This is a genomic window from Treponema denticola, from assembly GCF_024181605.1.
GTDB lineage: Bacteria > Spirochaetota > Spirochaetia > Treponematales > Treponemataceae > Treponema_B > Treponema_B denticola_B.
The window spans coordinates 1,877,353-1,890,179 of the sequence record NZ_CP054477.1 but is presented as its reverse complement, the minus strand read 5'-3'; the positions used below and the strand labels follow the sequence as shown (position 1 = coordinate 1,890,179).

The 12,827-nt window shown below is 40.1% G+C and carries 10 protein-coding genes; all 10 read right to left on the bottom strand.

What is annotated here, in order from left to right; translation table 11 throughout:
* Nucleotides 1-13 precede the first annotated feature (13 nt).
* Nucleotides 14-1,735, bottom strand: coding sequence for an ABC transporter ATP-binding protein (locus E4N80_RS08825; RefSeq protein ID WP_253698907.1), 1,722 nt, complete (start codon nucleotides 1,733-1,735; stop codon nucleotides 14-16).
* Between the two features lie 261 nt (nucleotides 1,736-1,996).
* Complete coding sequence (locus E4N80_RS08820) at nucleotides 1,997-2,491, bottom strand: methyltransferase family protein (protein ID WP_253698906.1); 495 nt, start codon at nucleotides 2,489-2,491, stop codon at nucleotides 1,997-1,999.
* 149 nt (nucleotides 2,492-2,640) lie between these two features.
* On the bottom strand, nucleotides 2,641-4,377 hold the full coding sequence (locus tag E4N80_RS08815) for an ABC transporter ATP-binding protein (RefSeq protein ID WP_253698905.1): 1,737 nt from the start codon (nucleotides 4,375-4,377) through the stop codon (nucleotides 2,641-2,643).
* A gap of 131 nt (nucleotides 4,378-4,508) precedes the next feature.
* The gene (locus E4N80_RS08810) at nucleotides 4,509-4,688 is read right to left on the bottom strand and encodes a hypothetical protein (protein ID WP_253698904.1); all 180 of its coding nucleotides are present in this window, start codon (nucleotides 4,686-4,688) and stop codon (nucleotides 4,509-4,511) included.
* Nucleotides 4,685-5,338 (bottom strand): TetR/AcrR family transcriptional regulator, encoded by a 654-nt coding sequence (locus E4N80_RS08805; protein WP_253698903.1) that lies wholly within the window; start codon nucleotides 5,336-5,338, stop codon nucleotides 4,685-4,687. The genes E4N80_RS08810 and E4N80_RS08805 overlap by 4 nt, the downstream gene beginning before the upstream one ends.
* 225 nt (nucleotides 5,339-5,563) lie before the next feature.
* Nucleotides 5,564-7,423: an ABC transporter ATP-binding protein gene (locus E4N80_RS08800; protein ID WP_253698902.1), complete on the bottom strand. Its 1,860-nt coding sequence runs from the start codon at nucleotides 7,421-7,423 to the stop codon at nucleotides 5,564-5,566.
* Nucleotides 7,424-7,693: 270 nt separating this feature from the next.
* Nucleotides 7,694-9,433 carry an ABC transporter ATP-binding protein gene (locus tag E4N80_RS08795; RefSeq protein ID WP_253698901.1) on the bottom strand — a complete coding sequence of 580 codons (1,740 nt, stop codon included), beginning with the start codon at nucleotides 9,431-9,433 and terminating at the stop codon, nucleotides 7,694-7,696.
* Nucleotides 9,434-9,656: 223 nt separating this feature from the next.
* A complete protein-coding gene (locus E4N80_RS08790; RefSeq protein WP_253698900.1) occupies nucleotides 9,657-11,273 on the bottom strand; it encodes an ABC transporter ATP-binding protein in 1,617 nt (538 codons plus the stop codon).
* The gene (locus E4N80_RS08785; protein ID WP_253698899.1) at nucleotides 11,273-11,977 is read right to left on the bottom strand and encodes an energy-coupling factor transporter transmembrane component T; all 705 of its coding nucleotides are present in this window, start codon (nucleotides 11,975-11,977) and stop codon (nucleotides 11,273-11,275) included. The genes E4N80_RS08790 and E4N80_RS08785 overlap by 1 nt, the downstream gene beginning before the upstream one ends.
* Nucleotides 11,978-11,986: 9 nt before the next feature.
* A complete protein-coding gene (locus E4N80_RS08780; RefSeq protein ID WP_253698898.1) occupies nucleotides 11,987-12,568 on the bottom strand; it encodes an MptD family putative ECF transporter S component in 582 nt (193 codons plus the stop codon).
* Nucleotides 12,569-12,827 lie beyond the last annotated feature (259 nt).

Genomic DNA, 12,827 nt, shown 5'->3' with positions numbered 1-12,827 from the left:
TTAACCGATTAAACTAATACACCCATTTTTCTGTGGCTGTAGACTTATCAATCATGTTTTTGTACAATTCGGATTTTTGCAAAAGGTCCGAGTGTTTGCCTTCAGCTTCTATTTTGCCTTCGTTCATGACGATAATTTTATCTGCATTTTCGACGGACTTTAATCTATGCGAAATGATGATAACTGTTTTATCTTTGATAAGTTTATTTAAGCTTTCTTGAATCTTCATTTCGTTTTCTACATCGAGGGATGCACTGATTTCGTCCAAGATAATGATGGGTGCATTTTTTAAGAAGGCGCGGGCTATCGAAAGACGCTGACGTTCTCCTCCTGAAAGACGGCTGCCGTTTTCTCCGACAAAGGTATTCCAGCTTTCGGGCAGGGCTTCAATAAACTCGGTACAGTTTGCAAGACGGGCGGCTTCCTTTACTTCTTCATCAGTAGCATTTTTATTTCCGACGCGGATATTTTCCATAATCGATGTATTGAATAAACCTACATCTTGGAATACAATCGAAATCTTTTCAAAAAGACTGTCGGTGTCGATTTTTGCAATGTCCTTTCCATCGATGAGAATCTGTCCCTTGTTGTAATCATAGAGGCGAGAGGCCAAACGGAGTACGGTAGTTTTTCCGCAGCCCGAAGGACCGACAAGAGCCGTAACCTGATTTTGTTCGGCGGTAAAAGAAATGCCGTCGATAATTTTTTGCCCATCATTATACGAAAACTCAACATCCTTAAATTCGATGCCGTATTTTTGTAGGTTTGCAGGAGAGCCTTCCTGTACCTCGGTTTCGCGCAGCTCATTGATACGCTTAACGCGTGAATCGATGTACATAATCTCTGCAAGGTTTGCTTCGACAGCTGCAACTGCGTCGATAATGCGCGAGGCTGCAATGACATAGCCGATAAAATACAGAAGAGAGGCGGTTCCGGCTAAGTACATTTTTAAACCGAAAAAGACCGTTATCCCGACCGAAAACTTGAGTGCCGCCATTGCGATATTGAGCGGAATCGCTTGATGGGCTTCAACCGATAGGTGAAGTTTTTCAGCCTCATCGACATTGCGGTTTAATTTTTCTGCAACCGTATCTGTGCGGCCGTAGCTTTTAATTTCCTGTTGAAGCTCAATCGTTTCCTGAAAAAATTCGGAACGCTGTCTTTGTTTGTGGAAGTCTCTTGTGGTTTCCCGCACTTGAATTTTCTTTGATAAAATAAGCAGGATAAAACTTACTACTATCGGTGCAAAGACACAAAGCCCCAAGGCAGGATGGGCTATAATCATCATTGTGCCGATAATTGCAAGATAAATTACCAGTCCTATTGTTTGCGGAATGGCGTGGCTCAATGCGTGTTCAAGAGTTGCAACATCCGCCATAACGGCTTGCGACAAATCTGAAATATCGTGCTTGGAAAAATATGCAAGCGGTAATGCTTTTAAGCGGTTTGCAATTTCGATACGCAGTTCCTTACATTCTTTAAAAGTTACCGTGTACAGCGTGTTGTAATTTATGTGTAAAAGAATATACATTACCACAGCAAGAACCGCAATAACACCGGTATAAAAGTAAGCCGTTTTAAGCGAGCCTTCAAAGTAGCCCTGCAAAAAAAACATAATCAAAAACATCGGCAGGATATAGGCGATGTTAGAAAACACCGACCATACCGATGCTGTAACCAAATCCCGAGCACCATGCTCGGTAACTGCAAATAATTTTTGTAATTTTCGTGTCATATAGATCTCCATTGTTAGGGGAGGGAAGACACTTTTTCGGATAAAAGTTTTCTTCCCTCCCCTATGACCCCTCCTATCTTCAAAAGAACCGCTTAGGGGCTCTGCCCCTAAGAACCCCGTCTTTTATTGCTAGGATTGGGGGTGTTTTTAGGTTGAAGTACTTAGTGCTATTTAGCCGCAGACTTCAACATCCGATTTACTAATTGCAAAGGTTCATTTGAATTTTGCATCCTATCATTTGACTTAATTACCCGTTTCACATTAATTTTTTCTTTTCCATATTGACGGAATACAACGGTTTACTCGTTTGCAATAGTCTTCGAATTCTTTTCCGTATAGGTTTAAAAGCCATTTTTCTTCCGTAAGTTTTATAAAGATGGTCAGGTAAAGCCAGTATACTGGCGGCAGAATAAGCAGATATAAGTTGCAGACCAGTAAAAGCGCACCTGAACAAGCAAACAAAAATGCGGAATAAATGGGATTGCGGACATGGGCATATATTCCATCAGTAACTAGTGTGTTCGTTTTTATTTTACTGTCAATTCGCGACATAAATACTGCCGAACACCAAAGGTATATACCTGTTGCAATTAACATAATGCCTGCAATACGGAATACCAAGTCAAATCCGCTTACTGTAGGCGGAATAATTTTGAGCTTAGTCAGAATAATACTTGCAACCGTAACGGCTATTATCGGTACAACATAGATAGGCCCCACACCGACAACCGGCAAATGATTTTTTTGTTCACTCATAACTTCAATCCTCCGATTTCCTTTACTGCCTCTCCTTTTGAAAATAGGCGAGGTAAGTACAAGGAGTTAGGCAAAAATAAAGCGGAAACGTATTTTTATACGTTGAGCATTTATTTTTGACGTGCGACGCAGTAATTGCCCGCATATTTTCAAAAGCGCCACTCGTTTGCCTTAGAATACAGTTTTTGCAGCTTGCTGTATTTTCCGCCCTTTTCCATAAGCTCTTTGTCGCTGCCTCGTTCTATTATGTTTCCGTCTTCGACAACCAGAACCTCGTCGACATTTTTAATCGAGCTTAATCTATGAGCAATCATGATTACCGTTTTGTTTTTCATCAAATTGGAAAACGCCTGCTGAATTTCGTATTCGTTTTCGGGGTCGGCGGCAGCTGAGGCTTCGTCCAAGATGATGATGTCGGCATTTTTCAAAATAGCGCGGGCAATTGCAACACGCTGGATTTCTCCGCCCGATAAATGCACGCCTTTAGAGCCGATAAGCGTTTTTTCGCGTTCGGGGAATTTTGCCAAAATGTCTTCGCAGCGGGCAAGCCGAAGGGCATTCATGACATCTTCATCGCTTGCATCCTTATTTCCCATTTTAACGTTTTCAAAAATGCTCATCTTAAAAAGTTTCGAGGTTTGAAACACAAAGGCGATGTTTTTCATCAAAGCATTTCTTGAATATAAAGCAATATTTTTTCCGCCGATTAAAATCTCGCCTTCATTTATTCTATAAAAACCTGAAATAAGTTTTGCTATTGTACTCTTTCCTCCGCCCGATGAGCCGACAAGGGCGTATGTTTTATTCGGTTCAAGTTTAAAGCTTACATTCTTTAAAATCTTTTCTTCATTATAGCCGAACGAAACATTTTTAAATTCAATACCGAAGTTGTCAAATTTTTCTTCCGTTCCGTGGGTTATGTTATCCTTGCTCATTTCGGTAAAAAGATTTTCCAGTTTGTCTACGACGCTCTTTGCCTGAAAGTTATACATGCCGACATACATAACACGCATAAAAGAAGCAAAGAGAACTCCTGCAAAGCATACATAAAATACGATTTTTGCAATGATGAGATTTCCGTCCGCACCCTTATTCATAAAATAAATTGCTGCAGGGATTGTAAAGGCGGCAAACAAATTGAACAGCACTTGAAACATAACATAGGGACTTCGGCAGCTGAGCGTGTACTTGTATGCCAAATCGGAATAGTCGGTAATTGCCGTATAAAATGCCTTAAATGATTCCACCGTGCTTTTAAAGATTTTTACTACCTGCATCCCGCGCACATACTCCACCGCTTCGCTGTTCATCCTTTCCAAGGCGGCCATGTATTTCTGCATAAAGTTCTTATTGCCCATCATAAACATCATCTGCACACCGCCGATTATCGCGATAATGCTGAGTAAGATACCGAGTTTTATGTCTACCATAAAAACAATGACGAACATTAAAATCGGAGTAAGAAGGGCTGCTACATTGTCGGGAATAAGGTGAGCGACAATCATGTGCGTTTCCTGTGCATTGTCATCGATGATTTTGCGAATCTTTCCCGAATTGTTTACATCGAAAAAAGCAAAGGACGCATTCATCAAATGTTTGATCGCCTCTTTTCGTAAATTCGATTCAAGACGGAAACCCAAGACATGCGAAGCCCAGAGAGACGCGAAATACACGAACGAGTAACCGAGCATAAGAGCGACAATCACCGTTGCATAAAACGAGCCGTCCATAACGCTTTTTGTAACCAAAAAGGCATACAAAAACTTCCATAAATACCAAAATGCTCCCATTTGGCAAGCAACGCCTAAAGCGGAGCAAATAATGGAAATATACACGCAATGTTTTTTTTCAGGAGTATATTTCAACAATCTTTTATATGTGTCCATTCAAGACCTCCTATATTTTTTGAAAATATGCGGGCATCTGCTGCGTTGCTTTACAAAAATTAATCCTCACCGTACACAAAGTACGGCTCCGGTTAATTTTTGCTCGCGTCTTGCATCTGCTCCACCTATTTTCAAAAATGTTTATTCCATTTATTACCGATCTCTATGCCGATTCTGAAAATGCCATTATCCGTATACTGAACTCCTGCTGCTTTTTCGATCTTGTATAAACTGCACAACTCGCTGATATTCATCGTTTTGTATGGCATCTTTTTTAATACTGCGTTCCAAAAATCTTTTATGTTTATCATCCTTTCACTTGTTCCATCCAATATTGTTTCCAGCCGGCACAATGGTATACATTAAAGTCGAGCACATATTTCACCGCTTCCGATTTTTTCAAATTATGATAAAAGATCTCTTTTAAATTTTCAAAATGGGACGTTACCATGACATGAATAAAAAACCGTATACGGCGCGACATTTTAACGCCGTCGAGTTTTAATAATTGAAAGGTATCTTTTTCAGTTATATCGATTGCCTTATCGAAAATACGCTCATAGGAACTTCCCTTTGAACAGCAGACAATCAGTTTCATTGCATCCCAATTACCGTAAAAAAAATCTATCATTCTTAAAAACCGGCGTTGCGATAGTTCAGTAATTGCGGAAAGGTCGCTCGTTTTCATACCGAAATTTTCAGCGTCAAATACATCACGATGTGCCATTATGTTTAAGAATTCATCGAACACGCCGCGTACAAGAGCTTCGAATATACCGTCCTTATTATCAAAAAGGTTATACAGTGCCCCTGTCGTAACCCCCGCCTTTTCTGCAATGGCACGCACGTTAGTATCTGCAAAGCCGTTGGTAAAAAACTCCTGTTTTGCAGCGCGTAAAATCTTTGCCCGTGTGTTTAGCTCATCCTTATCGGCTAATATTTTTCCCTTATCCTTGTCCATATTTATAATAACTCTTCTACTAATTAATAACAATGTTACTAAAAAGAACTAAAAATGTCAAGCGGGGGTTACTATTATCATCGCAGTGCAGGAACCATAAATGGGATAAGCCTTGCCGGTTCAATGAAGTGAGCCGATTCTCCCGGTAGTATAGTTCCTGCAAATCAGTTAAACCGCGGACATCAAGCGAGACAAGCTCATTGCTGCAGCAGTTCAGCTTAGTAATTATTCTCCCGCAGCCAGTTTCCAGCTTATGCCCGATTGGAAGTTGTTCCACATGCTGTTGTACATGCCGGTCTTTGCTAAAAGCTCTGCATGAGTTCCGGTCTCTTCAATTTTGCCTTCATTGATAACGCAGATTTGATCTGCATTGACAATTGAAGAAAGACGATGAGCAATCATTATTACCGTTTTGTCTTTAAGTAATTGACTTAATGTTTTTTTGATTTTATGTTCGTTTTCTGCATCGGCAAAGCTGGTGGCCTCATCGAGAACAATAATCGGAGCATCATGCAAAAGGGAGCGGGCAATTGCAAGCCTCTGTGCTTCTCCTCCGGAAAGGTATATTCCCTTAGTACCGTATACCGTGTCTATTCCGTCAGGCAGCTTTTCGATAATATCCATGCACTCTGCTTTTTGCAGTACTGCAAGGACTTCTTCGCGTGTTGCATTTTTTTTACCGTAGCGGATATTTTCAAAAATGCTTTCGTTAAAAAGTTTATTTTCCTGAAACACAAAGCTGATAAGGTGCATGAGGTCATCTGTTTTGATATCTTTGATATTTACGCCGCCGATGGTAATTTCTCCGGAATCGGCTTCCCAAAAGCGTCCGAGTAAATTGACGAGGGTGGTTTTTCCGCCGCCCGAAGGTCCGACAAGGGCGGTCAACGAATGTTCGGGAAGTTTAAGCGATATGCCGCTGATAGCCTTTTTAAAAGACTGTTCGGCGGTTTGAGTCTCTTGTGTTCCTTCTTTATAAGAAAATACAACATCCTTAAACTCAATATCGAATTTTTTCGGCATAACCGAATGTTCCGGTTCGGGGGCGGGCTTTTCATTTAAGATAGCTTCGATGCGGTTTAGGGCATCTCCTCCTTGAAGATTTAAAGTTGAACCGTACACGATTTTTATCATCATATTAAATAAAACAGGCGAAAGAGAAAGATAAAAAATAAAACCGTACAAAAACTTTGCATAAGGCTCGCCATCTCCTGCCGTTCCGGCAAAGATAAATGCGGCGGGAACCAAAAAGATAAAGCCCGCTTTTAATAGAGCAAGAAAAACTGCAAAGCCGTTTTCCCAAGCAACGGTATACTTTAAAACATTATCGCGGTAGTTTATAATCGAACTGTAAAAATCCTTAAAGCGGTGTACCGATTGATTAAAAGTTTTAATAACCGAAATACCGCGGATATATTCCGTACCGGCACTGTTCATTTTTTCAAGTGAGTTTTCGTAGCTTTCCATAAATCCCATTTTTTTGCCCTTTGCCATCATCACACCTTGAAGAACAAAGGCGATAACAAGTGTCAAAAATGAAATAAGGCCGAACCGCCAATCAAAAAAGAAAAGTAAAAACAAAACGGCAATCGGACTAACTATATTTTGTACGACATCGGGCAGCATGTGTGCAATAAGACCTTCAAGCGAATGGACATTTTTTTCAAATACCTTTCGCACAGAACCGCTTGCATGTGATGTGTGCCAGCCGACCGGAAGGCGGGCAAATGTTTCCGCCAAGCGCATATTCATATTCCCCATTAAATTGAATGCGGTAATATGCGAACATATAAGAGCACCGAAGTACAAAAGGAAGCCTGCTGCAGCGGAAATAAGAGCCGCCGCTCCGTAAAAAATCATCCGGTTTATATCGATCGGCACACCCGACATATAAGCTGAAATAATATCGCGCATAACATAAAATACAACTGCATACGGAATAAGCAGTGCAACCGTACTCAAGCTCGATAAAAAAAGCGACACATAGATAAAGGGCTTATGCTTCCCCGCATAAGAGAGAATGCGGCTTACAACCCCAGCCTGTTTTTCCTTTTTAGCCTTCTTTTTTTCTTCATTTTTTTTCATAGTATTACTCCTTTAAAATAATTTGTAACTTGTAACGGATAATTCGTAATTGGAATTATCCGCCGCCCTCCATGGCGGTTCTGACAAGAGGCTTCTCCTAACTCGCAAATAGGTGGAGCAGATGCTAGGAGCCAATAAAAATTACCTCAGTGTTTAGCTCGGCATAAATAGCGGGAGCAGATACAAGGCGCGTGCAAAAAACACCCGCAGGCGTATTGTAATACGTCGAGGACTGTTTTTTGCTAAGCAACGCCGTAGATGCCCCGATATTTAGGCCGACCATGATTCACTTTCCTTTTGCAGCTTATACATCACCGGATACGATGACTTTCCTTTCATCAACTCTTCATGTGTACCTATTTCTTCTATCGCTCCGTCTTTGAGAACAACGATTTTATCGGCATTCTCGATTGTTCTTAAACGGTGAGCAATGACTATAACTGTCTTGTTTTTAACGAGCTTGCTCAATGCTTCTTGAATTAAGGTTTCATTTTCGGGGTCGAGGGCTGCCGTAGCTTCATCGAGGAGAATTATAGGTGCATCTTTTAAAAGAGCACGGGCAATAGAAAGTCTCTGTCTTTCTCCGCCTGAAAGGGTATAACCGTTCTCGCCGATTACCGTGTCATAACCTTGCGGCAGTTTTTCGATAAAGTCGGTGCACCTTGCAGCCTTTGCGGCGGCAAGAACCTGCTCCCTTGCTGCGTCTTTATTCCCGACAAGGATATTGTTGTAGACTGTGTCATTAAAAAGCACTACATCTTGAAAGACGATAGAAAAAGCGGTCAAAAGGGTTTCAGGGTCTACGGTAGAAACATCCGTTCCGCCCAAGCTCACCGTGCCGGAAGATGCATCCCAAAAGCGGGCTGCAAGACGGGCAATTGTTGACTTGCCGCAGCCTGAATGTCCGACGAGGGCAGTGATTTCTCCCTGCTTGGCAGTAAAGCTGATATTGCTTACCGTATCGCGGCTTGCATTATCATTGTATGAAAACGAAACATTGTCATATTGAATATCGTAGCCCTTGGGGTTAAAAGTTTCGCTTCCTTTCTGCTTGGGGTAGTTTATGATTTCCATTTGGCGTTCGACTGCCGTGCGTGCGTGGAAAAACTCGCCGAGCAGCATAAAAACGGCGGTAAGGGGTTCAAAAATTCTTCCGGCAATCAGTAAAAAAACGAGGTAAGTAAAAAGCGGGAGACTTCCTTGTGCATATAAAACCGCTCCGACTGCAATAACCAACGGAAATCCGAAGCGGATAATTATGATGGAACCTATCATAGTCGAGCCGACAAATAATTCGGCTTTAACCGCTTCCTTTGTGCTGTGTGCAATATTGTCTTTTACCTTTTGTACATAGCTTTCTTTTTTGTCGGAGGATTTAAGCACCTTGATATTGTCGAGCATTTGCTGAATGGAATTATAAACGCCGAGCAGTACTGTGTTAATTCTAATTGCATAACGGCGGGCTTGTTTGCGTGATGAGTATACAAGCAAAAATCCGAAAACGGAACAGCTGAAAAGGGCAATCGTCATGCGCCAATCAAAAAGAGCAAGCATTGCCGCCGATACAATAATTGAAATTGCCGCCCCGAATAACTCGGATGCCGTGTGGCTTAGTGCGTGTTCCATTGTAGCAACATCGTTTAAAAGCGTTGCCGTCAAATCCGATAAGTCTTTTTTTCCGAAATACGAGAGGGGCAGCTTCCTGATACTTTCTGCAAGGGAAATACGCACATTAGCCGACTCATCATAACAGCTTGCATAGGTTTTGCGGTACTTGAGTTTTTCAATTAAAAAAAGCACAATAATGATCAGCAGACAAATCCCTAGATAAATCCACGGATTAAAAGCTGCAAGGGAACCGCCTTGAATGGGCTTTAAAAGTTCCTGCAGTGCATAAAATGAAAGTCCCAACGGAACAATCAAAAACAAATTCCCGAAGGTAGTAACAGCTACCGCCTTGTTTAGATCCCGCGCTCCCTTGTCTGACAGCGCAAAATAATTCTTTAACATAATTTCTCCTTTGTTTGACAACCGAAAAAATATCAATTTTTGAGGGCGTTAAACACCGCCGTTTCGCAATGTTAATGAGAAACGGCATACTATAATTCGAGTTTTGCGCTTGTGCGCAAAACTCGAAGTTGAAGCGGAAGGAACCATTTGTTCCTGAAGCTTCAACGAATCTCCTATAACTAATTCATAATTTTTAATTCATAATTAGGAATTGAATTAACTCCTAATTAAGTACTCCATCTTTCAAATAATTAAAGACCTCTTCGGCTTTTTCTTTTGTAAATTCCGAATGAGAAATCACAGCTCCTTTTTCCATTAAAATTATTTCGTCGGTAACCAGACTTAAAAATTCAAAGTCGTGACTGATAATTAAAATAAGAGTTTGATTCGAGCGTATGGAATTAATTAACTTGGCTGTTTCTTTCATGTGAAAGTAATCCATTCCTGAGGTCGGCTCATCCATGATGATGATACGCGCACCTGAACTGATAGCCGCTCCTATCGAAACACGCTGTTTTTGCCCTCCCGACAAACTTAGTGGGTGCTTATCTTTTAGCTCTGTTAAATTCATCGCCTTTAAAATAGCTTCAACATCGGGAGCTCTTTCTTCCTTATTTTCAGCTTTAGTGTTTTGTTCAGGTTTAATCTTTTTATTTTTTCCGAGAGCTATTTCATCTTCAACGCTTTCGGTAAAAAGCTGATAGCCTACATCCTGCAATACCATGTACGAAAGCTCAAGCCGTTGTTTGGTATTAATCTTTTTTCCGTTTAATAGAACGGAATCTTTTTTTGCTTTGAGTAAGCCGGTAAGACATTGAGCAAATGTGCTTTTGCCTTGACCGTTTTTTCCGGTAAGAGCGATAACCTTGCCGAATTCCATTTTTAAATTTTGCACACGGAGAAAATCATCTTTTTCTTTTTTAAAACGATAGAATAAATTTTCTACAGTCAGATGTGCCGATTTTGTGTCTTCCGTATTTTTATCTTCTTTATTTTTACGGATAGTTTCCGAGCTTTGCACCTGCATATAATCCGAATCTTTCAAACGGTTAAAAACATTTTTGTTCATTGTTATGGGACGAAGCAATAGTTCTTTTCTATTTTGTTCCGAAAGAGCAAGGAATTCTTGTTGAGAAAATTCTTTTTCAAGCTTGCCTTCTTTTATTAAAAAAGCCCGATCTATAAGTTCATTTAAAAAATACAGGCGGTGTTCACTTATGATTAAAGTTTTACCCGACTTTTTTAAAAGACTAATAACCTCAGCTATTTTTTCTATATAATATAAGTCCAAATTGGATGTGGGTTCATCCATAACAATAATATCCGTATCGGCAGCAAGAGCTGAGGCTATAGCAATCATCTGTTTTTCTCCGCCTGAGAGATTAAAAATATTCCGGTCAAGCAGATGTTTAATATTCAAAAATTCCGAAATAAAGTTGAGCCTTTGATGCATCTTTTCAAAAGGCGTTCCCATGTTTTCAAGAAAGAAAAGAATTTCCGAAGTGGTATCCAAATTAAAAAATTGGGATTTGGGGTTTTGGAAAACCGTAGAAACTTTTTTTGAAATATCGTAAATAGGTTTTTCTTTTATCGATTCTCCTAGAACTTCAATTGAACCTAAAAGTTTTCCTTCATAATAGTTTGGAATCAGACCGTTTATTGTGCGCAGCACACTTGTTTTTCCGCAGCCTGAAATTCCGGTAAGTAAAATACATTCTCCTTTTTTTATCGAAATGGAAATATCGTTTAGTGCGGATAAGTTTTTTGTGTTTGATTGATCCGTATTTTCATAAGCTTGATAATTAAAACAGAGGTTTTGAAGATTGACTGCCGTTTCCATTATGCATGTATCCTCGTTATTCCTGCAGCGATAAAGACCGCTATTATGTAAAGAAAAATAAAAGCATCGGCCGCCGTAAAGCGGGAAGTTTTATAGCGTACTTTTTTTGCCGGAGCGTCTACGCCCTTGGTATGTCCCGCCGCAGCAAGTTCATCTCCGATTCTTGAAGCGGATGAAAGGAGGGGAACCATCATATATTCAAGTGTCAAAATAGGTTTACTGATTACATTTACCGCATTAAGACCGATACCCCTCATCTTCATTGCATTTTTAATATGCCCGTATTCTTCTTTAAGTGTCGGAAAAAATCTGAACATAACCGCAATGGTGATCACAACTGAAAACGGCAGTTTTAATTTTTCAAGAGCGTTCATCAAAAGACCTACAGGTGTTGAAGAAATTAAATAGTTTCCGGCAACAATGGGCATCATAAATCTGCGGATCATAAAACCTACAGGCATTACAATACTTGTAACGCCGGGAATATCTTGAGGCAGATAGGTAAGTCCTGCAAGAAATAAAAAGACCGTCATCAATTTTATTGCCGATTTAACTTGCCTATTCATCACAAATAAAAAGGCTAAAAGAGCGGCACTTAAAATCTCTACATATATGGGAACAAGAATTGTGATAGATGCTCCCATTGCCAGAACTAAAAATATTTTTGTCCGCGGATCAAGGACCAATATTGCTCGTTTTTCCATTCAATTCTTTTACAGAAGACCTGCTTTTTCAAAGTGTTTCTTTAAAACTTTTTTACCCAAAAGCCCGCCGAGGAGTCCGCCTAAAAATGCTGTAACATAAAGTATAGGCATAATCCACCATGGAAGATTTGTTAATTCTCTTGCATAGTCGGCTCCAAACATTTTTTCGGTTAGAGCAAAATATTGATCTTTTAAAAGGAAGATTTGCCAAAATGCTCCGCAAAGCCATAGAGACATTATTGAATATCCTACGATACTGCCCTTTGCGGTATTATAGCCGAGTACTTTTCGTACGATTTCTGCAAGGGCTGCAACGATTAGACTGTGGATTGCAACTACAGGTGTGTGTCCCATGAGGGTCATAAGACATCCGGGAATTGCTGCAAAGATAAAAAGGCCTAAGGGCTTTTGCACCTTTGCAAGCAAAAACATTACCGCAATTCCTAAAATTAAACTTACGGTAAAGGGGAATGCCAAATAGGTTATAACCAAAAAACCTAAGGGCGCTCCGATTACAAAAAGTCCTACAAAATAAATAACGGAAAAAATGCCGATATTGATTAAATCCTTTAAAGCCAACTTGTTGTTCATAAACAACCTCCTTATTTTCTTATTACCGAAAAATACAGCCGCCGGTTAAAGTGACGGCACCGTCATCAACAGCTAGCATTATACAAAAAAATAGAAATTTAGTCAACTGTCGGTAACTTTTTTTCGGGGATTATGCCGATTATAAACGGTAAGCTGTCCGGCCATTTTTTTTATAGTGTTATTAACAAGTGATTTTGTAGTCCTTGTTTAATCTTATTATTTTGTGTAAAATTGAGGGATTACAAATATTGATTGCCAT